Genomic DNA, 24,077 nt, shown 5'->3' on the forward strand with positions numbered 1-24,077 from the left:
GGATGATGGTCCCGTGCCGCTGATCCGCATCAACGACCCCGACGACGACCGGCTCGGGGACTACACCAACCTCACCGACGTCGCGCTGCGCTCCAAGCACGAGCCCGCCAAGGGCCTGTACATCGCCGAGAGCTCCAACGTCATCTCCCGCGCCGTCGAGGCGGGCCACCGGCCCCGGTCCTTCCTCATGGCCGAGAAGTGGCTGGCGTCGATGGCCGCGGTCATCACCGCCGCGACCGGGGGGGACGACGGCGGGGCCGACGTCCCGGTCTTCGTCGCCGAGGAGCCGGTGCTGCGTGCCATCACCGGCTTCCACCTGCACCGCGGGGCCCTCGCCGCGATGCACCGGCCTCCGCTGCTCGGGGTGCGTGAGCTGCTCGCCTCGGCACGCGGGGGACAGGGTGCGCGCCGGGTCGCCATCCTCGAGGACATCGTCGACCACACCAACGTCGGTGCCATGTTCCGCTCGGCGGCCGGCCTCGGCGTCGACGCCGTGCTGGTGACCCCGCGCTGCGCCGACCCGCTGTACCGGCGCAGCGTCCGGGTCTCGATGGGCACGGTGTTCCAGGTGCCGTGGACGCGCCTCACGGTGTGGCCCGGCGCCGTGGAGAAGCTGCACGACGCCGGCTACACCGTGGCCGCGCTCGCGCTCTCGGACGACTCGGTCAGCCTGGACGAGTTCGTCGCGTCCCCCGCCGTACGCGCGCCGGGGTCGAAGCTGGCCCTGGTGCTCGGCACCGAGGGCGACGGGCTCGCGCGCAGCACGGTGGAGGCGGCCGACGCCGTCGTGCGGATCCCGATGTCCGGCGGGGTGGACTCGCTCAACGTCGCCGCCGCCTCCGCCGTCGCCTTCTGGGCCACACGCGCATGATCGACGGCGGAGCGGCCGCCGGGGAATCGACGCTCCCGCCTCACACCCCTCCCGGGCGGGGTCGGTCCGGGCCAGGATGGCCCCACCGAGTGGAGGAGGCGCGGACCCCGTGACGCACCCGATCATGTTCGATGACGACGATCCGTACCTCGCCCGCGTGCGCGAGCTTGCCCTCGCGTTCCCGGAGGCGGAGGAGCGGGTCGCCCACGGCCGGCCGCACTTCCGGGTGCGCAAGGTCTTCGCCGTGTACGGGTCGAGCACGAAAGGGGCCGCGGACGTGCGGACCCGATACCCGCACGGGCTGGTCGTGCTCCCCGAGGACTCCGACCGCGCGGCCCTGAGCGAGGACCCGCGCACCTTCGTCCCCGCTTACCTTGCGCCGTCGGGCTGGGTGGGTCTCGACCTTTCTGCCAGCGGCGGAGGTCCCGAAGGGGTGGACTGGCAGGAGGTCGCCGAGCTTCTCGACTGCTCCTACCGTCAGGTCGCGACACGGCGGCAGATCGCCCGCCTGGACGAGGAGGGCGGTCCGGCCGACCTGCGCACCAGCGATGCGCCTGACCGTGGTCGCGGTCCAGGCGCTTCACCGCTCCAGCCCCGGCAGCCGGCGTCGTAGCCGCGCGTTTCCACAGGCCGGGCCTGGTTCGAGGCGCATGTCGGACCCCGCGCCTACGGTAGACACATGTTCGAAGGCGGGGTTCGCGGGGACGGTGATAAGGGTGCCGCCGGGGCCTCCGTCTCCGTGCTGGAGCGGGTGGTCGCCGCCAGCGTGGTGTCACGTCCGCCGCCGGCGGCCTCCGGTGCCACTGCCGCGGCCTCCGGGATGGCTGCTGCGGGCTACCGGATGGCGGCCGTCGAGGGCTTCGGGGTAGTGCCGGTCACGGTGGAGGCGGCCGGTGCGCGGCTCGAGCTGTACCCGCCCGCGCGGGGGCCGGTCCTCGTCCTCGACATCGACCTCGGAGTCTCCACCGACTCTGACGACGCCCCCGCCACCGACTCGCCAGCCTCTGACACGACAGCCCCTGACACCTGCCCCGACGTTAGTCACGCCGGTTCTGCTGCAGAGTCCGACACCGCCAGGCCCCCCGCCGCCGGCGATGCGGGGGGCCGTCCGCTGCCGTGGTGGGCGGCTGTGCCAATTGGTGCGGCGCCTGCGCCGGACTCGGGGATGCTGCCCGCGCCGGGTGACCCGGCCCTGACTGAGGCGTTCTCCCGCGGGCTCGTGGACCGGGAGGCTGATGCGGCCGGGGCCTCGGTGCTCGAGGGCCTGCCCGGCGGGCCGGAGCTCGCCGCCGTGCTGGCGCCGCTGGCACCCGGCCAGCTGGGGGAGGCGAGCCTGGTCGAGGCGGTCGCCGGGTACGAGCGGGTGGCTTCGTGGGCGATGGCGATGCAGGCCGCTCATGTGCGGGAGCTGACCGACCGGCAGGGGCTGACGTCGAAGGCGGCGGATCAGGCGTCCGCGGAGGTCGCCGCTCGGCTGGGGTCGACCAACGCGGTCGGGTCGGCCAAGGTCAACCTTGCCGCGGCCCTGGACAGCTTCCCCGAGGTCGCCGACGCCCTGGGCACCGGGCGCATCGACGCCCGCAAGGCGAACGTGCTGACCTCCCGTGAGCCGGGCCTGAGCACAGCCGAGCACCGACGGGTGGTCACCGAGCTGCTCAGGGAGGCGGACCGGCTCTGCGGGCCCAGGTTGCGCCACCGGCTGCGAGCGGCCGCCCTCCGTGCGAACCCAGAGGCCGGCGCCGAGCGGCGGGAGAAGGAGCACGCCGCCCGGAAGGTCACCGTCACCGCGGCACCGGACGGGATGAGCTGGATCACCGCCTACGTGCGCGCTGACAAAGCACACACCGTCAAGGTGGCACTGGACGCGCTCGCCGAGGCCGCCGTGGCCGACGCAGATCCCGGCGAGGACCCGCGCACCCGCGACCAGGTCCGCGCCGACGCCTTTGTCGACCTCTTTGCCGGCGTCCTCGACCGAGGGGTCGACCTCGCCGGCCACCCGCTGCCCCCAGGACGGGTGAGCCGGGCGGGGGCGCAGATCACGGTCGGGGCCGGAACCTTGCTGGGGCTGGACGCGAACGCAGGGTACCTGGCTGGGTACGGCCCGATCCCGGCGGAGCTCGCCCGGCAGATCGCGCAGGACGCCACCTGGCGGGCGTTGCTGACCGATCGGGACGGCCACTTCAAGGACCTCAGCACCCGGGCGTACCGGCCCGGGGCGGACCTGACACGCACCGTCCAGGCCAGGGATGTCACGTGCACGTTCCCCGGGTGCGCGCGCCCGTCGATCGTGTGCGACATCGATCATCGCATCGAGTACGACCCGGCGATCTCGCACCTGGTGAAGCAGACCAGCGTCTGCAACCTCCACCCGCTGTGCCGGCGACATCACAACCTCAAGACCACGAGGCGCTGGGACGTCATCCGCGAGCGGGACGGGACGCTGCTGTGGATCCCGGCCCGCACGGGCCACCGGTACCGGCACGTGCCCGACCCGCCCGCTGGAGTCTCGGCCACCGCAAGCCGCTGGGCCGCCCTCTTCGCCGGCAGCGACCCACCATTCTGAGTCCGGCGCTCCCGCGTGATCACCACATCCGCACCACGTCCTCGCAACCGTGGCCCCCACCCGCCCGCTCACGAACGGACACCACAGATCACGGCGGGGACCGACGCACACCCGTGCGTCGGTCACTCGTGCGAGGTTCCATGACCCCGTCCGGCAACTGTTGAGGGCGTCGCCTCAGGGTTCGTGCAGCAGCAGGATGTCCGGCGCGCGGATGAGCCCGAGGATCTGCCGCACCGGCACGGGTGCCCAGGACCGCGCCGCGTCGTGGATCACGCGCGGCTCGACCAGCTCGACCACCCGGCCGCGGGTGAGCAGCGTGCAGCCACCTGCGGCGAGGACGTTGCGCACCCACTGTGCGTCGCGTCCGTAGGTGAGCGCGATGCGGTAGCCGCGCTCGCCGTCGCGGAAGACGTTGACCGGGATCGTGTAGACGCGCCCCGACCGGCGCCCGACGTGGGTGAGCAGCCCGAAGAGGGGAAGGTGGCCGGCCACCCGGCTCATCAGCGGGTTGAGCACGTGCCGGTTCGCGCGGGCGACGACGTGCGGGATCGGGCTCACCTCGACTCCTCCGCCAGATGGTGCTCAAGGTAGTCGGATGGTGCTCACGGTAGTCGGATGACGCTCGAGGTACGTGGGCCATCGGGACTCTCCGACTGGTGCGCGCGGCGACGGTCCGGGTCGGCGAGGCGCCCGTTCGCCAGGGAGCGCCGTCCCCTTCTGTGGAGCGCGAGGCCGTGGCACGCTGGCGGTATGTGCCGAAACATCCACCCGCTGCACAACTTCGCGCCGCCGGCCACCACCGACGAGGTGCGCGCGGCCTCTCTCCAGTACGTCCGTAAGGTCGCCGGCATGACGAAGCCGTCCCAGGCGAACCAGGAGGCCTTCGACCACGCCGTGGAGCACATCGCGGCGATCACTCAGGAGCTGCTCGACTCCCTCGTCACCAGCGCACCGCCGAAGGACCGGGAGACCGAGGCGGAGAAGGCCCGCGAGCGCAGCCGTCGCCGGTACGCGCAGCAGCCCGCCTGACCAGACCTCAGCGCACGGGCCTCAGGGCGCACTGGAGCGACCAGATGTCGGCGAGTTCGTAGCGCACGTGGTTGCGGGCGTGCGCGACGGCCGCCGGCAGGTCCGTGAAGTAGTGGTCCGGGCTCCCGAGCGTGCCGAGCACGCCCAGGGCCCTCGACATCCGCAGCTGCTCGGCGTCCAGTCCCTTGAGGAGCACCGTCACGCCGCGACGCTGAAGGTCGGCGATGATCTCCTGCAGCGCGTTCGCGCCGGAGGTGTCCATCACCCGCACCTCCGTGAGCACGAGCACGATGACGTGGACGTCCTTGACGGTGGCGATCTCGTCGAGGAACTGCTTCGTGCCGCCGAAGAACAGGGCACCGTGGAAGCGGTAGACGGCAATGTGCTCGTCCAGGAGGGCGTCCTCGTCGGCCGCGTCGAGGCCCTCGGACACCCGCACGCGGTCGAGGCCCGAGACGCGCGACATCGACCGCACAGCGAGCAGGGCGGCGACGGCGACCCCCACCTGCACCGCCACGACAAGGTCGAACACGATCGTCACGGCGATCGTCACGAGGAAGACCGTGCCGTCGGCGCGGGTGGCCCGCAGGATCGAGCGGGCGGTGCCGAGGTCGATCATCCGCAGGGCGGTGACGATGAGGACGCCGGCGAGGGCGGACATCGGGATGAGCGCGACCAGGGGCGTGGCCACCAGCACCACCAGCGTGAGGACGACGGCGTGACTCGCCGAGGCCACCCGGGTGCGGGCCCCGGCCCGCACGTTCACCGCGGTGCGGGCGATCGCGCCGGTGGCGGGCATGCCCCCGAACATGCCGCTGGCCACGTTCGCCAGCCCCTGCCCGACGAGCTCCCGGTCGGCGTCGGTGTCCGGCACGCGCTCGACCATGCCGTCGGCCACGCGCGCCGAGAGCAGGCTCTCCAGCGCGGCGAGCGCGGCGATGGCCATGGCCGACGGCAGCATCGCTGCGATCGCCGAGGTGTCCCAGCCCGGCAGCGACGGCGTGGGCAGGGTGGCGGGCAGCGCGCCGATCCGGTCGACGTCGAGGTGGAGCAGCTCGGCGACGACGGTCGCGACGAGCACCGCGACGAGCGAGGCGGGCAGCGACCGGCGCACCCGGCCCAGCACGAGCATGAGGACGATGACACCGGCGGTCACGGCCAGCGGCAGGGCCGCCCGTGACCAGTCGGTCTCCTGGGCGGTGCGCAGGGCCACGACGGCGGCGTTCTCGCCGTCGGCCTTGGGGGTGTCGAGGGCGAGCGGTACCTGCTGCAGGAAGATGATGACGCCAATGCCGAGGGTGAAGCCCTCGACCACCGGCCACGGGATGACCGAGACCAGCTTCCCCATCCCCATCAGACCCATGAGGACGATGAGGAAGCCCGCGAGGATCGCCAGGGCGAAGACGGCGTCCACGCCGTAGCGGGCGACGACGGGGACGAGCACCACCGTCATCGCCCCCGTCGGCCCGGAGACCTGGAGGTGGGAGCCGCCGAAGACGGCCGCGACGAAACCCGCGACGATCGCCGTGACGAGCCCGGCAGCAGCGCCGACGCCGGAGGCGACGCCGAACCCGAGCGCGAGGGGGAGCGCCACGATGCCGACCGTGACTCCGGCGACGAGGTCGTGCCGCCAGGAGCGGGGCAGCTCGGCGTAGTCGCTGCGGCGGGGGAGCGTGAGGGCGGCCAGCCGGCGCGCGGCCGCGCGCCAGGTGAACTTCGGCTGCGAGGCGGGGATGGTGCTCATGCGCGGGACTCGGCCGAGCTGGTGTCTGCCAGGCCGGCGAGGGCGCCGGTGGTGGCGTCGAGGCGCCGGAGCAGGAACGTCCGGGCCGCCGCGAGCATGTCCGCGACCGACGGATCGGCCAGCGCGTAGGTGACCGTGTTGCCCTCACGGACCCCGATGACCACGCCGGCCCGGCGCAGGACCGCCAGGTGCTGGGAGAGGTGGGACGCCTCGATCCCCATGTCCGCCAGGAGCGCGCTCACCGGCTGCTCGCCCTCCGCGAGGAGCTCCAGTGCGCGGACCCGCAGCGGGTGGGCGAGCGCCTTGAAGAGGTCGGCCTTCATCTCGTGGATGGGAACGGTGGCGGGGCGGTGCGGCACGGCGGGCAGCTCTCTGCTGGAAGGGAACGACGGCTTACGCTCGGACTTGATGACTTGATGAATATATCAAGTCGTCAGGGTCTTGGTGCCCCGACCGCGTGGTCTGTGACTTTCGACCCTCGTGCGAGTTCGCGGGGCGGTGGAACGTGAGAGACAGGTCCGGGAGGGAAGGGCCCGCCCGAGACCCTCGTCGAGGGAGGCCGGCCGTGCGGGAACCCGCCGTCGGAGGCACCAGGGTCAGCGCCACCAGCGCCGAAGGCGGCAGCGACCGAGTCGGCGGCGTCCGGGACGCCGCCGTCAGGTTCCTGCTCGCGGCCGTCCTGGTCCTGACGGGGGCGAGCGCCGTCTGGGGCGGCTTCAGCCTCGTGGCGGGCACCTGGGACATGGACCCGGAGTGGCTCCGGCACACGCCATTCGACAGCTGGACGCTGCCCGGCGTCGCCACGCTCCTGTTCCCGGGCCTCGGCGTGCTGCTCGCCGGCGCGGCGGTGCTGCTCCGGCTGCCGCACCACCGGGAGATCGGGGTCGCGGCGGGCGCCGGGCTCCTCGCCTGGGTGGCCACCGAGCTGCTGTGGCTGCAGGTGTTCCATCCCGTCATGCATCCGCTCATCGCCGCGGACGGGGCGGTCGTGGTCGTGCTCGCGCTTCTGCTGCCCGGGAGGTCGCGTCAGACGCCCCGCGCGTAACCGTGCTGGCGCCAGGCCTCGTAGACGGCGATGGCCGCGGAGTTGGACAGGTTCAGCGACCGGATGCCCGGGATCATCGGGATGCGCAGGCGGTCGGTCATCCGCGGGTCGGCGAGCACCTCGGCGGGCAGACCGGTCGGCTCGGGGCCGAAGAGTAGGGCGTCGCCGGGGACGTACGCCACGTCGGCGAAGCTGCGGGTGGCGCCGCCGGTGAACGCGAACACGCGGCCCGGGACGGCGGCGAGCGCGGCGTCGAGGTCGGGGTGGACGACGACGTTCGCCAGGTCGTGGTAGTCGAGCCCCGCGCGCCGAAGATGGGCGTCGGTCAGCTCGAAGCCGAGCGGCTCGACGAGGTGGAGGGTGGCCCCGGTGCACGCGACCATGCGGATGGCGTTGCCGGTGTTCGGAGGGATGCGGGGCTCGTAGAAGACGACGTGGAACACGTCGACCATCGTCGCAGGCAGCTGCAGGCCCGGACGAACGGGTCGAGATCTACAGCGCCCCGCCCGCGGCCGCGGGCGCCCCCTCGGACTCGCCGCTGTCGCCGATCTGCTCGCGGGCGACGTAGTTCTCCAGGTCGAACAGGTTGTTGCCGGCACGTTCGGCGACGGTCAGCAACGTCGTGGCCGACGCGACCTCCTCCACCTGCTCCTTGAGGAACCACAGCATGAACTGCTCGCCGAGGGCGTCGTCCTCCGCGCGGGCCGCGCGGAAGATCGCCTCGATCTGCCTGGTGACCTGCTGCTCCTGTTCCAGCGCCAGCCGGAGCGGGTCGGTCACCTCCCGGAAGTCGTTGCGCACCGGCGAGCCCGGAGGTATCTCGACCTCGAGGTTCCGGTCGAGCATGTAGCGCACGATCATCATCGCGTGGTTGCGCTCCTCGACCGACTGCCGGTAGTAGTGCCGGGCCAGCTGGGGCAGGTCGTGCGAGTCGAACCACACGGCGATGGCGATGTACTGCTGGTGCGCGTCGAACTCATGCCCGACCTGCTCGCGGAGCAGCCGCAGGAACGTCGACGCCGTCGTCTCGGTCATGGAGGTCACCATAGGCGCCGGCCCGCGCGCGGTCGACGGCTCAGCACCGGCACCGTGACGATCGCGCTCGGGACCGCGCTCGGGACCGCGCTCAAGGACGAGGCCGCCCGGGTCGACGTCGCCCCGCCGTCACGGCCAGGTCCAGGCGGGCCGGTCCAGCAGGCCCTCCTGCCCGACGACGACGGTCTCGCCCGCCTCCTTGGCCAGCTCCAGCATGACGACGCGGTCGCGCACCTCGGTACTGCCGTCGTCGGGGGAGTCCGGCCCGCCGGCCTCCGCGCCGCCCGCGCTCGCGAGCTCGACGGCCAGCGCCGTGGAGTGCGTGACGACGACGACCTGGGTGTGCCGGGTGGCCCGCACCGTCATCCGCGCCAGCGCGGGGAGCAGCGAGGCGTGCATGGACTGCTCGGGCTCGTTGAGCACGAGCAGCTGGGGCGGGCGCGGGGTGAGGAGCGCGGCGGTGACCATGAGGAAGCGGAGCGTGCCGTCGGAGAGCTCCGCCGCGCGCAGCGGGCGCAGCAGCCCCGGCTGGTGCAGGAGCACCTCGAAGACCCCGTCGGCAGCGGCCACCTCCAGGCGCGACCCGGGAAAGGCGTCGTCGAGGGCGGCGGCGAGCGCGCGGTCGTCGCCCATGGCCCGGACGGAGGCGAGCGCGGCGGCCAGGTCGGCGCCGTCGTCGGCCAGGGCGGACGTGCGCGAGCCGGGCCGGGGGAACCGGGCCGGGGCGCCGGGGTCGGTGCGCAGGTGGTCGTAGAGCCGCCAGGAGCGCAGCTCCTCCCGCAGCGTCACCAGCTCCGGCGCACGGTTGGGGTCCGCGACGACGTCGAGCATCGACTCGTGCGGCCGGGCCGACCCGGTCAGGGTCTCCCAGCCGTGGTCGCCCCGGGTGCGCACGTGCGGGCCGCGGCGCTCGGTCAGCACCGCCGACGGGCGCGGCACCGGGCCCGCCCACACCGTCTCCTCCTTGACCTCCGGGTCGCGCTCGAACGGGTCGGGCAGTCCGGTCGGCTGCGGCAGGCCGAGGGCGAGCGCATACCCCGTCTCCTCGCCGGCCACGCCCAGCTCGACCCGCACGGGCCGACGGCGCATCGTGCCCTCCGTGCCGCCGCCCTGCTCGGGCCCGGCCCACAGCGCCGACGGCAGGCCGCCCTCGCGGGCCAGCGCGGCGGGCGCGCCCTCCCGGGCCGTCGCGGCGAGGAGGTGCAGGGCCCGGTAGACGTTCGACTTCCCGGTGCCGTTCGCGCCGGTGACGACGGTCAGCGGGCCCAGCGGCAGCACGACGTCGCGCAGCGAGCGGTAGCCGCGGACGGCGACGGTGGTCAGCACCGCCCGCATCCTGCGACGACCGTGGTGGGCATGTCAGTCCGCCGGCTGGGCGAGGCCCTCGACGACCTCGGCGCCCGGCAGGGCCACGAGGACCTCGCCGGGGACGAGGAGCTTGGACCGGCGCACCCCCGAGCCGACGATCGACTGGCCGTGCGCCACCCGGGAGTCGAGCAGCAGCCGCCACCCGGGCGGCAGCCCGAACGGCGTGATGCCGCCGAACTCCATCCCCGACGCCTCGACGGCACGCTCGGTGGGCCAGAAGGACGCCTTGCGCACGTCCAGCAGCCTGCGCACGGTCGTGTTGACGTCGGCGCGGGTGGTCGCACGCACGACGCACGCCGCCACCCGCTCCTCGCCGGCGCGCTTCCCGGCGACGAGGACGCAGTTCGACGAGACCTCCGCCGGCAGGTCGTAGGCCGCGGTCATCGCCGCGGTGTCCGCCAGCTCGGGGTCGATCTCCGCGACGAGCACCTGGGCCGAGGCGTCGGACGGCAGCGCCGCGATCGCGGCGTGGACGGGCGGGGCGAGGAGGTCGGGGCGCTCGCGCGCCGGAACCCAGACCAGGGCGCCGAAGACGACGTCGTCGAGCTCGCCGAGCACCGCCGTCGGCTCCTCGGCGTCCATCGGGGGCGAGCCGAGGTCCGTCCCGGGCTCCGGCGTCCGCCCGGGCACGCGGCCCGGGCGGCCGTGGTCCGAGCGGTCGTGGTCCGGCCCGGGCTCGCGGCCCGCCCCCTCCGGCTGCGCCGTCGTCACGCCTGGAAGGTGGCCGTCAGCGTGGCCCGGGCGATGGTGTGGAACAGGGTGGTGATCGCCGCCTTGGTGGGCGTGACGTCCTCGTCCAGCTCGAGGGTCTCGGTGTCGAGGGCGTGCACCGCGAAGTAGTACCGGTGCGCGCGGTCCCCGGCCGGCGGCGCCGCCCCGGCGTAGGCGTGCTCGCCGCCGTCGTTGCGCAGGTGGAACGCGGCCCCGGGGAGCATGAGGTCGGACTCGCCCGCGCCCTGCTCGAGCTCGGTGGTGTCGGCCCCCAGGTCGAGCACGTTCCAGTGCCACCAGCCCGACGGCGACGGCGCGTCCGGGTCGAAGCAGCTGACGACGAACCCGCGCGTGGCCTCGGGGAACCCGGACCAGGACAGCTGCGGGGAGACGTTGCCGCCGCGCTGGCTGTGCACCGCGTCCATCGGCGCGCCCTCGGTGAGGTCGCTCGAGGTCAGCGTGAACGACGGCACGGCGGGGAGCTTCTCGTAGGGGTCCTGCGCGAGCGGGCGGTCGAGATTCACAGCGGATCCTTCCGTCGGTCGGTGGTCGTGCTGGGACCAACCTAGAGCCTCGCCCGGCCCGGCGTCGTCCCACGTCACCGGCGTGCCGGACCGGCCGGCGGACCTAGGTCCCCGGCCCGGGCGTGACGGGCGTCATACAAATGAGGGGTACGCGCGACGAGGAGGTCGGCAGTGTTCCAGGTCCGCATCCACGGGCGCGGCGGTCAGGGAGTGGTCACGGCCGCCGAGCTGCTCGCCGACGCCGCTTTCCGGCAGGGCCGGCACGCCCAGGCCTTCCCGAGCTTCGGCTCCGAGCGCACCGGTGCACCGGTGGTCTCCTTCTGCCGGATCGCCGACCGGCCGATCCGGGTGCGCGAGCCCGTCCTCGTGCCCGACGCCGTCATCGTCCAGGACCCCACGCTGCTGCGCGCCGTCGACGTCTTCGACGGCCTGCGCCCCGAGGGCTACGCCCTGGTCAACTCCCGCCGCCGCCTCGACGAGCTCGGGCTGGGCGAGCGGGTCGCGGCCCTGCCGCCCGGGCACGCGGTCACGGTGCCGGCCACCGAGATCGCGCTCGAGCACGTCGGGCGCCCGCTGCCCAACGCCGTCCTGCTGGGCGCCTTCGCGGCCCTGCACGCGGGCCTCGACCTCGACGCCGTCCTCGCCGCGCTGCGGGACCGGTTCCCCGGCGAGGTGGGGGAGAAGAACGTCGCCGCCGCGGTCGCGGCCCACGACGCCGTCCGGAAGGAGCACGTCCGTGCGTGAGCAGATCGAGGGGTCGCGGGCCGTGGCCCGCGCGGTGGCCGGGGCGCGTCCGCAGGTCATCTGCGCCTACCCCATCTCCCCGCAGACCCACATCGTCGAGGAGCTCTCCCGCCTGGTGAAGGCGGAGGAGCTGGTCAGCGAGTACGTCAACGTCGAGTCCGAGTTCGCCGCGATGTCGGTGGCGATCGGCGCCTCGGCCACCGGCGCCCGCGCCTACACGGCCACCTCCAGCCAGGGGCTGCTGTACATGGTCGAGCCGATCTACAACGCCTCGGGCATGCGGCTGCCGATCGTGATGACGGTGGCCAACCGGGCGATCGGGGCACCGATCAACATCTGGAACGACCACTCCGACGCCATGAGCCAGCGCGACTCCGGGTGGCTCCAGCTCTACGCCGAGGACAACCAGGAGGCCGCCGACCTGCACGTGCAGGCCTTCCGCATCGCCGAGCAGCTCTCCGTCCCGGTCATGGTGTGCATGGACGGGTTCGTCCTCACCCACGCCTTCGAGGAGGTCGACGTCCCGGAGCAGGAGCAGGTCGACGCCTTCCTGCCGCCGTTCAGCCCCCGCCAGCGTCTCGACCCCGACGAGCCCGTCACCATGGGCGCGATGGTGGGTCCGGAGATGTTCACCGAGGTGCGCTACCTCGCCCACCAGGTCCAGCTCGACGCCCTCGAGGTGATCGAGCGCGTCAGCGGCGAGTTCCGCTCGGTCTTCGGCCGAGAGTCCGGCGGCCTGGTGCGGCCCTACCGCACCGCGGGCGCGGAGACGGTCGTGATCGCCCTCGGGTCCGTGCTCGGCACCCTCAAGGACGCCGTCGACGACGCCCGGGCCGCGGGCGAGCGTCTCGGCGTCCTGGGGATCACCTCGTTCCGGCCCTTCCCCTACGACGCCGTCCGCGCGGCCCTCGCCGACGCCCGCCGCGTCGTTGTGCTCGAGCGGGCCTTCGCGCCCGGGGTGGGCGGCATCGTCACCCAGGACGTGACGACGGCGCTCGCGGGCTCCGGCGCGGAGGTCACCACCGTGGTCGCCGGGCTGGGCGGGCGGCCGATCACCCAGGGGGCGCTGCTCGGGATGCTCGACGACGTCCTCGCCGGCCGCCTGGGCCCCCTGACGTTCCTCGACCTCGACCGCGAGGTGGTCGAGCGCGAGATCGCCCGCGACCGGGCCGAGCGACGTGCCCGGGCCGAGGTACCCGGCCGGGCCGGGCCGCGCGGCCGGGCCGACGCCGTCGGCGCGGCACGCTGAGGAGGAGAGATGACCACGACGCCCGTGCGCTTCTACCAGGTCGGCAGCTTCGCCGTCGGCAACCGCCTGCTCGACCCCGACCTCGCCAGCGTCCAGGCCGACCCGGAGCGGGCGAACGCCCTGACCTCCGGGCACCGCGCCTGCCAGGGCTGCGGCGAGGCCCTCGGGGCGCGCTACGTCCTCGATGCGGCCATGGCGGCCGCGGGCGGCCGGATGGTCACCGTGAACGCCACCGGGTGCCTGGAGGTCTTCTCGACGCCGTACCCCGAGACCTCGTGGCGGGTGCCGTGGCTGCACTCCGTGTTCGGGAACGCCCCCGCCGTGGCCACCGGCGTCGCGGCCGCGCTGCGCGCCCAGGGCCGCACCGACGTGCGCACCGTGGCGCAGGGCGGCGACGGCGGCACCGTGGACATCGGCTTCGCGTGCCTGTCCGGGATGTTCGAGCGCAACGACGACGTCCTGTACATCTGCTACGACAACCAGGCCTACATGAACACCGGGGTCCAGCGCTCCGGCGCCACCCCGCCGGCCGCGCGCACCGCCACCACCCAGGCCGTCGGCCCGCACCCGGGCAACGTCTTCGGGCAGGGCAAGGACGTCCCGCGCATCGCGATGGCCCACGAGATCCCCTACGTGGCCACGGCGACCGTGGCCGACCTGCGCGACCTCGAGGCGAAGGTGGACCGCGCGATGTCCATGCACGGGGCCCGGTACCTGCACGTGTTCGTGCCCTGCCCGCTGGGCTGGGGCGCCGCGTCCAGCCACACCGTGCGCCTCGCGCGCCTGGCCACCGAGTCCGGGATCTTCCCGGTGTTCGAGGCCGAGCACGGCGAGGTCACCTCGGTGCGGAAGATCCGCCGCCAGGTGCCCGTGGAGGAGTACCTGCGGCTGCAGGGCCGCTACGCCCACCTCTTCCGGCCCACCCGGAACGAGGAGGTCCTCGCCCGGCTGCAGGCCGCTGCGGACCGCAACATCGCCCGGTACGGGCTGCTCGGGGACGACGCCGTGCCCGAGCCGGCCAGCGGCGAGCCCGTCCTGACCGGCGCCGCCCCGCACCTGGAGCACCCCGCCCTGCCCAGCGACCACCACGCGCCGTCCACCTCCGCCGGCCCGGCGCTGGACGTGCACGAGGGCCCGGCGCCGCTGCCGCGCCCGCAGAAGGAGGCATGAGATGGACAAGCCGTTCGCGATCACCCTGGACGTGGGGTCCTCGCTGGCCAACCGCACCGGTGCCTGGCGGGTCGAGCGGCCCGTGTACCGGGACTTCCTGCCGCCCTGCAACAAGGCCTGCCCCGCCGGGGAGAACATCCAGCAGTGGCTCTACGACGCCGAGGACGGCCACTACGAGCGGGCCTGGCGCACCCTCATGGCCGACAACCCGCTGCCGGCCGGCATGGGGCGGGTCTGCTACCACCCGTGCCAGACCGCCTGCAACCGCGGCCAGCTCGACGAGGCCGTCGGCATCAACGCCGTCGAGCGCTTCCTCGGCGACGAGGCCATTCGCCAGGGCTGGACCGTGCCGGTGACGGCCCCGCCGTCGGGGAAGCACGTCCTGATCGTCGGAGCGGGGCCCACGGGCCTGGCGGCCGCCTACCACCTGCGCCTGCTCGGCCACGAGGTCACCCTGCGCGACGCCGCCCCGCACCCGGGCGGGATGATGCGCTACGGCATCCCCTCCTACCGGCTCCCGCGCGACGTCCTCGACGCCGAGATCCGGCGCATCGTGGACATGGGCGTCACCCTCGAGCTCGACGCCCGCGTCACCACGGTGCAGCCGGACCTGGCGCGCTTCGACGCCGTCCTGCTCGCCGTCGGCGCCCAGATCGGCAAGCGCGCCTACGTCCCCGCCGGGGAGGCGGCTCGCATCCTCGACGCCGTCCAGGTGCTGCACGACGTCGAGGACGCCGACGCCCCGCAGCTGGGCCGGCGCGTGGTGGTCTACGGGGGTGGCAACACCGCCGTCGACGCCGCCCGCACGGCCAAGCGGCTCGGGGCGGAGGAGGCGATCATCGTCTACCGCCGCAACCGCGAGCGGATGCCCGCGCACGACTCGGAGGTCCTCGAGGCCCTCGAGGAGGGCGTGCAGATGAAGTGGCTCTCCACCATCAGCTACGCCGACGAGGGGAAGCTGACCATCGAGAAGATGGAGCTGGACTCCAGCGGCTTCCCGCACGCGACCGGTGTCCTGGAGGACCTCGAGGCGGACACGGTGGTCCTCGCGCTGGGCCAGGAGTCCGACCTCTCGCTCGTCGATGGCGTCCCCGGGCTCGTGGTCGAGCGCGGCGTGGTCGCCGTCGACGACCGGCTCATGACGGGCTGCCCCGGCCTGTTCGCCGGCGGGGACATGGTGCCCTCCGAGCGGACCGTGACCGTGGGGATCGGGCACGGCAAGCGGGCCTCGCGGAACATCGACGCCTACCTGCGGGGCACGAGCGCCCCGACGCCGCCGCCCGCGCCGAACGCGGAGTTCGGGGCGCTGAACACCTGGTACTACGCCGACGCCCCGCACCAGGTCCGCCCGCGCCTGGAGGGCCCGCGCCGGGCCGGCACCTTCGACGAGGTGGTCCAGGGCCTGACCGCCGAGACCGCCCTGTTCGAGGCGCGCCGCTGCATGTCCTGCGGCAACTGCTTCGGCTGCGACAACTGCTTCGGGGTCTGCCCGGACAACGCCGTCATCAAGCACGCCGACGGCACCTACGAGATCGACTACGACTACTGCAAGGGCTGCGGGCTCTGCGTGGAGGAGTGCCCCTGCGGCGCGATCGAAATGGTGCCCGAGACGCCCTGACCGGGGGAGCGTGGCAGCGCGAGGACGAAGCGGGTGGTCGCGCCCTGAGCCAGCGTGAGCCGGCCGCCGAGCGCGTCCGCCAGCTCGCGCGCGACCGCCAGGCCGATGCCCTCGCCGCCCGAGGTGTCCCCGGAGACCCGACGGCGGGAGTTCGACGTGAAGGTCGCACCCGAGCCGACGGCGACGGCGCCGGCGGCCAGGAGGGTGGCGAGCGGGACGAGCACGCGGCGGCTGCGACGAGCGGGGGCGGTGGCGGTGGGCGTAGCGTTCATGATCGTTCTCCGATTCGGTGCAGTGGTGGGCCCGGAAGGCTTGGTGCCCGGCTCATCCACGGCTGGGTAACGGTTTTGCGGACGGCCCCGGTACGCGTGAGTTACCTTGAGCGATAACGACCTAGGGGGCCTGGAAAGGGCAAAGACGTGGCTGACACCAAGGTTGACGACGGACACCCGCCGCAGGGCTGGTACCCGGACCCGGAGGACTCCTCCTACCTACGACGGTGGGACGGTCGAGCCTGGACCGACGAGCGAGTGCCCGCCTCGCGCGGACGTCGGCGGCTGCGCGCCCACGACCACACGGATGCGACCACCGCGTCGGCCGGGCCCGAGCACGTCGGAGCGCAGCATGCCGCCGCGCCGTCGCCGAGCTTGCGAGATCTCGAGGTCGAGGTCGTCCGGCGCGAGGTCGAGCTCGAGCGCCTCGCCGAGCGCGAGCAGGGTCTGGTCCAGGCGGTGGAGCGCCGACGGACGGAGATCGCGGAGATCGCCGACCGCGAGGAGGCGCTCATCCAGCGGCTGCGTCAGGCGCGTGAGGACCTCGCGCGGGTCGAGCGGCAGGCTGCGGCCGCCGGTGCGGCCGAGGCGCGGCTCGCCGAGCTGAGCGCGACGGAAGCGTCGACGACGCAGGAGGTCGACCGCCGTCGGGCCGAGCTCGCCGACCTCGACCGCGAGGTCGCGGAGCTGCACGCCCGTGCCGCGGCCGAACGTGCCGAGGCCCAGCGCCTGGCGGAGGCCGAGCGTGCCGAGGCCCAGCGCCTGGCGGAGGCCGAGCGTGCCGAGGCCCAGCGCCTGGCGGAGGCGGAGCGAGCCGAGCACGAGAGGCTCCGCGCCGCCGTCGAGCAGGTCCGTGAGGACCACGCGGCGGCCGCGGCCGAGGCCGACGAGACCGCGCGGCGGCTCGAGGACCTGACCCGCCGCCGGGAGGATCTCGCCCGCGAGCACGACACCCTGACCCAGGAGCACGAGGAGCTGCTCCGCCGGCACAGCGCCCTGGTCGCCGAGCACGATGAGCTGACCCGGCTCTACGAGGACCTGACCCGACGGCACGAGGAGGTCGCCGGCCAGCTGGAGGCACGGCGCGCCGAGCTCGGCGAGGTGGAGGCCCGGCTCGCCGAGGCGCGGACGGAGCTCGTCGACCTCGGTGAGCGCGTGGCGGCCCAGGACCTCGGGCTGTACGACTACAAGCACCCCGCCGAGGACTCCGTGGTCCTGGCCACCCGGCTCGCCGGGCTGCGCGAGGCCATCGTCCAGACCCTTCGCGCCGGCGAGGCGATCACCGCCCCGACGAACTTCAAGCTCGGTCACTCGGCAGCGAAGGGGCAGCAGGTCGTGGCTGAGGTGAGCGCACTGAGCCTGCGCGCTTACAACGCGGAGGCCGAGAACGCGGTGCGCACGGCCGGGCCGGGCGGGATCGACGGCGCGCTCACGCGGCTCATTCGCGCCCGCGACGCCGTCGCCCGTCACGGCGCGTGGCTCGGGGTGGCGATCACGGACAAGTACCACGCCCTGCGCGCCCAGGAGATCGAGATGGCGGGCGAGCACAAGATCCGCAAGGAGCGTGAGGCCGCTGCGGCCGCCGCCGCTCCGGCCGGCGGCACTGTGCGCGAGTACTACCCCGGAGACGGTGCCGGGACCCGCGAGTACGTGCCGGGGGCCGCTGCGGGGTACGGCTCCGGTGGCCCCTGGTACGGCTCCGGTGAGCCTGGGTACGGCTCCGGTGGAGCCGGGTACGTGCCGGGGGCGCCCGGTCCCTCGTACGGGGGCTCCTGGGAATCGCCGTCGCCCGCGGCGCCGGTGATCTCGAACGGCCGGTCCGGCCACTAACGGGAGGGAGCAGACGTGGACAACGACGTGCACCGCACCTACCCGCCCCCGGCACCCGAGGACCGTGTCGACGGAGACCTCGACGGCGCTCACGACATCGACCTCGACGGCGCTCGCGACGTCGGGTCTGTCGCGTCCGGCCCGAGGGACGGGGGAGCGAGATCCCGTCTCGCGCCTCCGGCACCCGACCAGCGCGTGGAGCTGACGGGGTCCTACCTGCCCTGGGTGGTCCTCGTCACGCTCCTCGGCCTGGCCGTGGCGGTCTACTTCCTCCTGTGACCGCAGATCTCCCGTTCTTGTCCGCCACGGGTTAGGCGCGGCTGGTCCGCCACGGGCTGAGGCGTGCCGGAGCGGTTCATGTCGTGCCCGTTGGCGCCGATGTGGGTGGTCGGCGAAAGGCTGTTCCCAGCGCGCCGACGGATGCGGGACGGACCTGCAAGGGGTCCTCCAACAACGCGGCGTGACGGGTCTCGACGCGGTTGACAAGTGTGTTCGAAGGTCGAACACTGGGAGGTGGGTCGAACGTGCGTTCGACATGGTGTGGTGAGGGACGTGAGGAGGAGTCATGACGACTTCGCTCACGGCCGTGCCGGACGGTCCCGAGCTGGTCGTGGAGCCCGGGCACCGGCACGCTCACCATGCCCCTCACGCTCGCCCTGACGCCCACGCTCGTCTGGCGGCCGCCCGGGCTGCGCTGACCCGCGCCGAGACCGCCGCCGGGCTGCGCACCCGGCTGGGCGGCCCCGGGCTGAGCACCAGCCCCGTGCTCACCGGAGAGCCGGGCCTGTCGGTGCCCGCCCCGCCGGTGACCGGTCCGCCGCTCACGCACCCCGCGGCCGGCTCGGGCGCGCACCGGTCGGCCGTGCCCGACCCGGACCTCTTCGCTCCCGGGGCGGACCGGAGCCTGCCCGTCCCGCAGGTCCTGGCCCCCGTCTTCCCCGGTGGCGCCCTCGCGCGCGGCAGCGTGGTCCAGGTCTCCGGGTCCACCTCCGTGCTGCTCGCCCTCGCCGCGGCGGCCGCCACGGACGGCGCCTGGTGCGCGCTCGCCGCCATGCCGGACGTCGGGTGGCGGGCCGCCGCCGGGGCCGGGCTGGCCCTGGACCGGGTGGCCGTGGTGCCAGCCCCGGGGCCCGACGCCGCAGCGGTGGTCGGGGCGCTGACCGACGGTTTCGACGTGCTCGTGGTCGGCCGCTGCCCGGCGCTGGGGGAGCGGGACCGCCGCTCGATCGCCGCCCGCGTGCGCACCCGGGGCGCCGTGCTGCTGAGCACCCACGACTGGCCCGGGGCGCACCTGGTGCTGCGCGCCACGCGGTCGGGCTGGGAGGGGCTCGGCCAGGGCTGGGGCCACCTGGTCGACCAGGAGCTCACCGTGCGGGCCACCGGCCGCGCCGGCGCCGCCGTGGCGCGCGAGGTCCACGTCCGCGTCGGGCCCGACGGGCTGGGCGGCGTCGGCGAGGTCCCGGCCGCGGGCGCGCGTCCGGACGACGAGGCCCGGACCGCGGACGTCCGGCCGCTGCTGCGGGCGGTGTGACGTGCCGCCGGCAGGTGCTGTGCGCCGGGTGGTCCTGTGGGTCCCCGACTGGCCGGTGGCGGCCGCCGTCGCCGAGGGGCTGGTGGATCCCCAGCTTCCCGTCGCGGTGCACGACAACCGCGGCGTCGTCGTCGCCTCTGCCGCGGCCCGCGCGGCCGGGGTGCGCCGGGGCATGCGGCGGCGCAGCGCCCAGCAGCTCTGCCCCGAGCTGGTGCTCGTGGCCACCGACCAGGTGCGCGACGCCCGTGCCTTCGAGCCGCTCGTGCAGGCCGTGGAGACCGTCGTCGCCGGGGTCGAGGTGGTCCGGCCGGGCATGGTCGTCTTCCTCGCCCGCGGTCCGGTGCGGCACGTCGGCTCCGAGGACGCTCTGGCCGAGCAGCTGATCGGGACCGTGGCCACCGAGACCGGGGCCGAGTGCCAGGTGGGGGTCGGCGATGGGCTGCTCACCGCCATGCTCGCGGCCCGCGCCGGGGTGCTCGTGCCGCCCGAGGCCTCCGCGGCGTTCCTCGCCGGGCAGGACGTCGGCGCACTGAGCCTCGCCGCGAGCACCCGGCAGGCGAGCGCCGAGACCGCCGAGCTGGTGGACCTGCTGCGCCGCCTCGGCCTGCGTACCCTCGGGGCCTTCGCGACGCTCGACCCCGGCGACGTCGCCGCCCGGTTCGGCACCCGCGGGCTGATCGCCCACCGGCTCGCCCGCGGTCTGGACACCCTCCCGCCCACCTCCCGGCGTCCCGAGGACGACGTGCTCACGGCCACCGAGCTCGACCCGCCCGCAGAGCGCGCCGACGTCGCCGCCTTCGCCGCCCGTGCCCTCGCCGAGCAGCTGTCCGAGCGCATGCTGCGCCGCGGCGTGGTCTGCGCGCGCCTGCAGGTGGCGGCGCGTACCGAGGACGGCACCGAGCTGGTGCGCACCTGGAGCATCGACGGCGCCCCCACCGCGGCCGAGCTGACCGACCGGGTGCGCTGGCAGCTCGAGGGGTGGCTCTCCGGGCGCAGCGGGCGTCCGCCGTCGGCGCCGCTGACGCACCTCGAGCTCGTCGCGCAGGAGGTCAGCCCCGCCGGCGCGGTCCAGGACGGCCTGTGGGGCCGGGCCCGCCGGGGGGAGGCGCAGGCCGGCCGGGCCGCGCTGCGCGTCCAGGGTCTGCTCGGCGCCGAGGGCGTTCTCGTCCCGGTGCTGCAGGGCGGCCGGGACCCGCGGGCGGCCGCCCGCCTGGTCGCCTGGGGCGACGACGCCGCGCCCCTGCGCCGGACCGACGCGCCCTGGCCGGGGCAGGTCCCCGCCCCCTGGCCGGCCACCGTCCCCACGGAGCCGGTGCCCGTGCGGCTGGTCGACGCCGTCGGCGCCGAGGTCCGGGTGGACGCGCGCGGCACGACCAGCGCGCCGCCCGCCCGGGTGCTCGTGCCCCCGCCGCCCGCCGGGAAGGGGGCGGTCGCCGCCCCGCCGGTGCCCGCGGGGGAGTACCCGCTGCTCGCCTGGGCCGGGCCGTGGCACGGCACCGAGCGGTGGTGGTCGGACCAGGGGCGACGCCGCGCCTACGTCCAGGTGGTCCCGGAGGGGGCGCCGGCGCTGCTGCTCGCCGTCGACCGCGGCCGGTGGCAGGTCGAGGGGGTCTACGACTGAGCCGGTGCCGGAGCACCGCGAAAGCCCCTGGTGCCAGGTCCGCCGAGCGGGCAGGATCGCGGCATGACCGTCTGGATCTGCCGCACCTGCGCCGTCGAGCACGCCGACACGGAGACGCCGCCGGAGATCTGCGAGATCTGCTCCGACGAGCGGCAGTGGGTGCCGGCCGCCGGGCAGTCCTGGACCACGCTCGACGAGCTGAGCGAGCTCGGTCACCTCGTCGCCGTGCACGAGGTCGAGCCGGGACTGCTCGGTCTCGTCGTCGAGCCGCACGTCGGGATCGGTCAGCAGTCGCTGCTCGCGTGCACCCCGGACGGGAACGTGCTGTGGGACCCCATCGGGTACGTCGACGACGACGCCGTGCGCCAGGTGCGCCGGGAGGGCGACGTGGTGGCGATCGCCGCGAGCCACCCGCACATGTTCGGCGCCCAGGTCGAGTGGAGCCGGGCGCTCGGCGGGGTACCTGTGCTCGTCAACCAGGCGGACGCCCGTTGGCTCGCCCGCGAGGACGACGCGGTGCGCTACTGGTCGGGCACGGTCTCGCCCGTCCCGGACGTCGTGATCCACCAGATCGGCGGTCACTTCCCGGGCAACGCCGTTGCCGTCTGGACCGCGGAGGACGGCACCGGCGTCCTGCTCTGCGGGGACACCGTGGGCCCCAACCCGGACCGGGCGACCGTGGCGTTCATGCGCAGCTACCCCAACCGGATCCCGCTCTCCGGCGAGGTGGCGCAGCGGGTCGCCCGCGACATCTTGGAGCTCGACTTCGACCGCATCTACGGCAACTTCGGCAACGCTATCCCCCGCGACGGGAAGGCGGCCGTGCGGCGCAGCGCCGACAGGCACGTCGCCTGGGTCCGTGGCGACCACGACCACCTCACCTGAGGCGACCGCCGCGAGCTCATGACATGTCGCGAGACGTCAGTTGCTCGGCGAGACGTCATTAGCTCGGGCGAGCTCGTGACATCTCCCGCGAGAGGGGTCAGCTCGCCGGCGGGACCTTGTACAGCTCGTCCTCGGCCCAGCCCTCACCGACCGCCAGGTCGTACTGGACGAGGCGGTAGTCCTCGAGAAGCTCGCGGGCCCGCGGGGACAGGTCCGCGGCGGTGATCTGACGGCCCTGCGGGTCGAGCATGATGCCACGTTCGGCCGCCGGGACCTCCTCGGCGATCTGGGCGAGGAGCGCGTCGTACGGGGTCAGCGGGGCGTTCGCCGCCGAGAGCAGCTGGTTGAGCAGGTGGTTGGGCCCGAGGAGCTCGGCCACCGGCTCCACGGGCGCCGTCTCGAAGTTGGCCCACACGAACCACGGCGTCTCGTACATCGTCTGGCCGGGGTTGCGGTTCCAGATCTGGTTGGACCAGATGGCGGGGGAGTGATCGCCGTAGAACAGGACGATCGTGCGCTCGTCGAGCGCCTCCAGGTCGGCGATCAGCTGCGCGACCGCCTCGTCGCTGTGGCGCAGTCCCCGCAGGTACTGGCCCACCTCGCGGCGGTCCATCGGTGGGAGGGCGCCCTCGACGTCGATCGGGTCGTCGTACTTGCCGTCGTACGGGCGGTGGTTCTGCATGGTCACCACGTTGACGACCATCGGGTCCTCGGACGCCTCGAGCTCGTCGACCACCCGGGTGAAGGTGCCGGCGTCGGAGACGAACGGGTTGTCCTCAACCCGTTCGGCGTCGGCCATGTCGTCCTCGAACGCGGCCCGCTCGAACCCGAAGGTGGCGTAGACCTCGTCGCGCTTGTAGAAGCTGCGCTGGTAGGGGTGGATCGCGATGGCGGCGTGGTCGGCGCCGACCGAGCGCAGCAGCGAGGGGAAGTCGTCCTCGTACGGCACGAGCATCTGGTAGGGCGTGTGCATCTGCTCGCGGAAGTTGCTCAGCGACATCCCGGTGAGCACCTCGAACTCGACGTTGGCCGTGCCGCCGCCGTAGTCGGAGCTGAGCATCGTGCCCGAGGGAGTCTGCGCCATGAGGGCGCGGGTGAACGGGATCGGGTCCTCGGCGACCTCCAGGCCGTCCAGCCGGGTCGGGTCGGTGAAGGACTCGCTGAGCACGACCAGCACGTTCGTGTCCGCCAGCGCCCCGGCGTCGCGGGAGGCGTTGGCCTCGGCGGCGACGGCGGCGTACTTCTCCGTGACCTCCCGCAGCCTCGCCTCGGAGTAGCCGTCCGGCCGCTCCATCGCCGTGCCCGGCATGTTGTAGAGCACGCCGGAGACGAACCCGTTCTCCGCGTAGTTCTCCACCTGGTTCCAGCGCGCCCAGTCCGGGCCGGAACGCTCCCACAGGGTCCGCAGCGGGTTGCCGTCCTCGTTGAACGCCCCCGCGGTCGCGAGCACGCCGACGGCGAGGAGCCCGGCCGTTGCCCGCGGGACGAGCGCCCGCACTCGTTCGCGGGGCGTGAGGGCGGCCCGGCGCGGCTGCCCGGACCGCCGTCGTCGGAGAACCAGTGCCACGGCGACCGCAGCCAGGACGACGGCGGCGAGCCCGGCCAGCACGAGGCCCGGCGCGACACCGATGCTGTCCAGGAGCAGCCCGGCCTCGCCCAGGTACTCGACGTCGGTGGGGTAGAGCGGCTCCCCGCGCATCAGCATCTTCTGGTAGTCCGCGAAGGCGATGACCGCCCCGAGGGCGCCGCTGACGAGCGCCGTGAGCCAGAGCCGGCCGAGGACCGCGTGGATCAGCACCACCGCCGCCCACACGACCAGGACCTGCAGCGCCAGCTGGTCGGTCCGCCAGGTGGCGACCCGCTCGAGCGGCGGGAGCCACGGGTCGGTCTGCACGTGCACCAGCTCGAGGACGGTCGTGACGACGACGGCGACGGCGAGCGTCAGCGCCGTCACCGGGACGGCCCGCTCGGCCGCGTCCACCGCGCGCCGCAGCCACGGCCGCCGCGGGCGTGCGGGGCCTTGGTCGTCGGGCGCCTGGGTCGGCGGGACGACATCGGCGGCGCGGGTGGCGCTGGAGGTCTGGAGCATCGGAGCCGTTCGGTCGGGGACTGCGCGGCCGTGGACTGCCGCTGTTCTACGCCGTCGCGTGAGTAAACGCTATCTGAATCCTGGATGAACTCCGCGTACGTGGCGGGCGATGCCAGAGCTGCCGACGTGGGGCGCGACCGGACGCCCGGTGTTGGTTCTGCAGGCTCCAGCACAGGGC

24 protein-coding genes are annotated in these 24,077 nt (G+C 74.2%); 14 read left to right on the top strand and 10 right to left on the bottom strand.

Annotation, left to right across the window (positions count from 1 at the left end; all coding sequences use genetic code 11):
- Positions 1 to 13: 13 nt before the first annotated feature.
- From KZX45_RS16750 to KZX45_RS16760, 3 genes are all read left to right on the top strand, one after another.
- Positions 14 to 871, top strand: a complete 858-nt coding sequence (locus KZX45_RS16750) for an RNA methyltransferase (protein WP_248258895.1) — start codon at positions 14 to 16, stop codon at positions 869 to 871.
- 109 nt (positions 872 to 980) lie between these two features.
- Complete coding sequence (locus tag KZX45_RS16755; RefSeq protein WP_308221759.1) at positions 981 to 1,484, top strand: MmcQ/YjbR family DNA-binding protein; 504 nt, start codon at positions 981 to 983, stop codon at positions 1,482 to 1,484.
- Between the two features lie 66 nt (positions 1,485 to 1,550).
- Entirely contained in the window at positions 1,551 to 3,434 is a 1,884-nt protein-coding gene (locus KZX45_RS16760; RefSeq protein ID WP_248258896.1) for an HNH endonuclease signature motif containing protein, read from the top strand.
- A 174-nt stretch (positions 3,435 to 3,608) separates the two neighbouring features.
- On the opposite strand, the gene KZX45_RS16765 is transcribed toward KZX45_RS16760, so the two are convergent.
- Positions 3,609 to 3,992 carry a nitroreductase family deazaflavin-dependent oxidoreductase gene (locus tag KZX45_RS16765; protein WP_248258897.1) on the bottom strand — a complete coding sequence of 128 codons (384 nt, stop codon included), beginning with the start codon at positions 3,990 to 3,992 and terminating at the stop codon, positions 3,609 to 3,611.
- Positions 3,993 to 4,184: 192 nt separating this feature from the next.
- Here KZX45_RS16765 and KZX45_RS16770 point away from each other — a divergent pair, with 192 nt between their 5' ends.
- Entirely contained in the window at positions 4,185 to 4,463 is a 279-nt protein-coding gene (locus tag KZX45_RS16770; protein WP_248258898.1) for a DUF2277 domain-containing protein, read from the top strand.
- Positions 4,464 to 4,470: 7 nt separating this feature from the next.
- Here the strand turns inward: KZX45_RS16770 and KZX45_RS16775 are convergent, their stop codons facing one another.
- Together KZX45_RS16775 and KZX45_RS16780 are read right to left on the bottom strand one after the other, a co-directional pair.
- Positions 4,471 to 6,207 (bottom strand): SulP family inorganic anion transporter, encoded by a 1,737-nt coding sequence (locus KZX45_RS16775; protein WP_248258899.1) that lies wholly within the window; start codon positions 6,205 to 6,207, stop codon positions 4,471 to 4,473.
- Positions 6,204 to 6,530 (bottom strand): metalloregulator ArsR/SmtB family transcription factor, encoded by a 327-nt coding sequence (locus tag KZX45_RS16780; RefSeq protein ID WP_248258900.1) that lies wholly within the window; start codon positions 6,528 to 6,530, stop codon positions 6,204 to 6,206. Before KZX45_RS16780 ends, KZX45_RS16775 begins: the two co-directional genes overlap by 4 nt.
- 242 nt (positions 6,531 to 6,772) lie before the next feature.
- On the opposite strand from KZX45_RS16780, the gene KZX45_RS16785 reads away from it, so the two are divergent.
- Positions 6,773 to 7,252, top strand: coding sequence for a hypothetical protein (locus KZX45_RS16785; RefSeq protein WP_248258901.1), 480 nt, complete (start codon positions 6,773 to 6,775; stop codon positions 7,250 to 7,252).
- Here the strand turns inward: KZX45_RS16785 and KZX45_RS16790 are convergent.
- The 5 genes from KZX45_RS16790 to KZX45_RS16810 form a co-directional block, all read right to left on the bottom strand.
- Positions 7,234 to 7,695, bottom strand: coding sequence for a tRNA (cytidine(34)-2'-O)-methyltransferase (locus KZX45_RS16790; RefSeq protein WP_248258927.1), 462 nt, complete (start codon positions 7,693 to 7,695; stop codon positions 7,234 to 7,236). The genes KZX45_RS16785 and KZX45_RS16790 overlap by 19 nt on opposite strands.
- A 49-nt stretch (positions 7,696 to 7,744) precedes the next feature.
- Positions 7,745 to 8,287: a ferritin gene (locus KZX45_RS16795; RefSeq protein WP_248258902.1), complete on the bottom strand. Its 543-nt coding sequence runs from the start codon at positions 8,285 to 8,287 to the stop codon at positions 7,745 to 7,747.
- Between the two features lie 129 nt (positions 8,288 to 8,416).
- Complete coding sequence (locus tag KZX45_RS16800; protein ID WP_248258903.1) at positions 8,417 to 9,613, bottom strand: AAA family ATPase; 1,197 nt, start codon at positions 9,611 to 9,613, stop codon at positions 8,417 to 8,419.
- A 33-nt stretch (positions 9,614 to 9,646) separates the two neighbouring features.
- Entirely contained in the window at positions 9,647 to 10,237 is a 591-nt protein-coding gene (locus KZX45_RS16805; protein ID WP_248258928.1) for a YbaK/EbsC family protein, read from the bottom strand.
- A gap of 125 nt (positions 10,238 to 10,362) precedes the next feature.
- Positions 10,363 to 10,890 carry a YbhB/YbcL family Raf kinase inhibitor-like protein gene (locus tag KZX45_RS16810; protein WP_248258904.1) on the bottom strand — a complete coding sequence of 176 codons (528 nt, stop codon included), beginning with the start codon at positions 10,888 to 10,890 and terminating at the stop codon, positions 10,363 to 10,365.
- A gap of 171 nt (positions 10,891 to 11,061) precedes the next feature.
- Here KZX45_RS16810 and KZX45_RS16815 point away from each other — a divergent pair, with 171 nt between their 5' ends.
- The 4 genes from KZX45_RS16815 to KZX45_RS16830 are packed head-to-tail and all read left to right on the top strand — an operon-like array spanning position 11,062 to position 15,671.
- A complete protein-coding gene (locus KZX45_RS16815; protein ID WP_248258905.1) occupies positions 11,062 to 11,634 on the top strand; it encodes a 2-oxoacid:acceptor oxidoreductase family protein in 573 nt (190 codons plus the stop codon).
- On the top strand, positions 11,627 to 12,883 hold the full coding sequence (gene porA / locus KZX45_RS20395; RefSeq protein ID WP_248258906.1) for a hypothetical protein: 1,257 nt from the start codon (positions 11,627 to 11,629) through the stop codon (positions 12,881 to 12,883). Before KZX45_RS16815 ends, porA begins: the two co-directional genes overlap by 8 nt.
- A gap of 9 nt (positions 12,884 to 12,892) precedes the next feature.
- Entirely contained in the window at positions 12,893 to 14,053 is a 1,161-nt protein-coding gene (locus KZX45_RS16825) for a thiamine pyrophosphate-dependent enzyme (protein WP_248258907.1), read from the top strand.
- 1 nt (position 14,054) lies between these two features.
- Positions 14,055 to 15,671: an NAD(P)-binding protein gene (locus tag KZX45_RS16830; RefSeq protein ID WP_248258908.1), complete on the top strand. Its 1,617-nt coding sequence runs from the start codon at positions 14,055 to 14,057 to the stop codon at positions 15,669 to 15,671.
- Here the strand turns inward: KZX45_RS16830 and KZX45_RS16835 are convergent.
- A complete protein-coding gene (locus KZX45_RS16835) occupies positions 15,596 to 15,943 on the bottom strand; it encodes a hypothetical protein (protein WP_248258909.1) in 348 nt (115 codons plus the stop codon). The genes KZX45_RS16830 and KZX45_RS16835 overlap by 76 nt on opposite strands.
- 147 nt (positions 15,944 to 16,090) lie before the next feature.
- Here KZX45_RS16835 and KZX45_RS16840 point away from each other — a divergent pair, with 147 nt between their 5' ends.
- The 5 genes from KZX45_RS16840 (at position 16,091) to KZX45_RS16860 (ending at position 21,810) form a co-directional block, all read left to right on the top strand.
- Positions 16,091 to 17,773, top strand: coding sequence for a DUF4041 domain-containing protein (locus tag KZX45_RS16840; protein WP_248258910.1), 1,683 nt, complete (start codon positions 16,091 to 16,093; stop codon positions 17,771 to 17,773).
- A gap of 15 nt (positions 17,774 to 17,788) precedes the next feature.
- Positions 17,789 to 18,052, top strand: coding sequence for a hypothetical protein (locus tag KZX45_RS16845; RefSeq protein WP_248258911.1), 264 nt, complete (start codon positions 17,789 to 17,791; stop codon positions 18,050 to 18,052).
- Positions 18,053 to 18,338: 286 nt separating this feature from the next.
- Positions 18,339 to 19,304: a hypothetical protein gene (locus KZX45_RS16850; RefSeq protein WP_248258912.1), complete on the top strand. Its 966-nt coding sequence runs from the start codon at positions 18,339 to 18,341 to the stop codon at positions 19,302 to 19,304.
- A gap of 19 nt (positions 19,305 to 19,323) precedes the next feature.
- The gene (locus KZX45_RS16855) at positions 19,324 to 20,925 is read left to right on the top strand and encodes a DNA polymerase Y family protein (protein WP_248258913.1); all 1,602 of its coding nucleotides are present in this window, start codon (positions 19,324 to 19,326) and stop codon (positions 20,923 to 20,925) included.
- A 63-nt stretch (positions 20,926 to 20,988) separates the two neighbouring features.
- On the top strand, positions 20,989 to 21,810 hold the full coding sequence (locus tag KZX45_RS16860) for a hydrolase (protein WP_248258914.1): 822 nt from the start codon (positions 20,989 to 20,991) through the stop codon (positions 21,808 to 21,810).
- A gap of 97 nt (positions 21,811 to 21,907) precedes the next feature.
- Here the strand turns inward: KZX45_RS16860 and KZX45_RS16865 are convergent, their stop codons facing one another.
- Positions 21,908 to 23,899 carry an LTA synthase family protein gene (locus KZX45_RS16865; protein ID WP_248258915.1) on the bottom strand — a complete coding sequence of 664 codons (1,992 nt, stop codon included), beginning with the start codon at positions 23,897 to 23,899 and terminating at the stop codon, positions 21,908 to 21,910.
- Positions 23,900 to 24,077: the final 178 nt, after the last annotated feature.

This window comes from Georgenia sp. EYE_87 (assembly GCF_023148685.1).
Taxonomy (GTDB): Bacteria; Actinomycetota; Actinomycetes; order Actinomycetales; family Actinomycetaceae; genus Georgenia.

Excerpts from the sequence above, each read along its gene's own strand:
- KZX45_RS16760 (WP_248258896.1), top strand. The coding sequence starts at position 1,551 with ATGTTCGAAGGCGGGGTTCGCGGGGACGGTGATAAGGGTGCCGCCGGG.
- KZX45_RS16830 (WP_248258908.1), top strand. The coding sequence starts at position 14,055 with ATGGACAAGCCGTTCGCGATCACCCTGGACGTGGGGTCCTCGCTGGCC.
- KZX45_RS16775 (WP_248258899.1), bottom strand. The coding sequence starts at position 6,207 with ATGAGCACCATCCCCGCCTCGCAGCCGAAGTTCACCTGGCGCGCGGCC.
- KZX45_RS16835 (WP_248258909.1), bottom strand. The coding sequence starts at position 15,943 with ATGAACGCTACGCCCACCGCCACCGCCCCCGCTCGTCGCAGCCGCCGC.
- KZX45_RS16860 (WP_248258914.1), top strand. The coding sequence starts at position 20,989 with ATGACCGTCTGGATCTGCCGCACCTGCGCCGTCGAGCACGCCGACACG.
- KZX45_RS16805 (WP_248258928.1), bottom strand. The coding sequence starts at position 10,237 with ATGGACGCCGAGGAGCCGACGGCGGTGCTCGGCGAGCTCGACGACGTC.
- KZX45_RS16865 (WP_248258915.1), bottom strand. The coding sequence starts at position 23,899 with ATGCTCCAGACCTCCAGCGCCACCCGCGCCGCCGATGTCGTCCCGCCG.
- KZX45_RS16825 (WP_248258907.1), top strand. The coding sequence starts at position 12,893 with ATGACCACGACGCCCGTGCGCTTCTACCAGGTCGGCAGCTTCGCCGTC.
- KZX45_RS16850 (WP_248258912.1), top strand. The coding sequence starts at position 18,339 with ATGACGACTTCGCTCACGGCCGTGCCGGACGGTCCCGAGCTGGTCGTG.
- KZX45_RS16795 (WP_248258902.1), bottom strand. The coding sequence starts at position 8,287 with ATGACCGAGACGACGGCGTCGACGTTCCTGCGGCTGCTCCGCGAGCAG.
- KZX45_RS16780 (WP_248258900.1), bottom strand. The coding sequence starts at position 6,530 with ATGAAGGCCGACCTCTTCAAGGCGCTCGCCCACCCGCTGCGGGTCCGC.
- KZX45_RS16770 (WP_248258898.1), top strand. The coding sequence starts at position 4,185 with ATGTGCCGAAACATCCACCCGCTGCACAACTTCGCGCCGCCGGCCACC.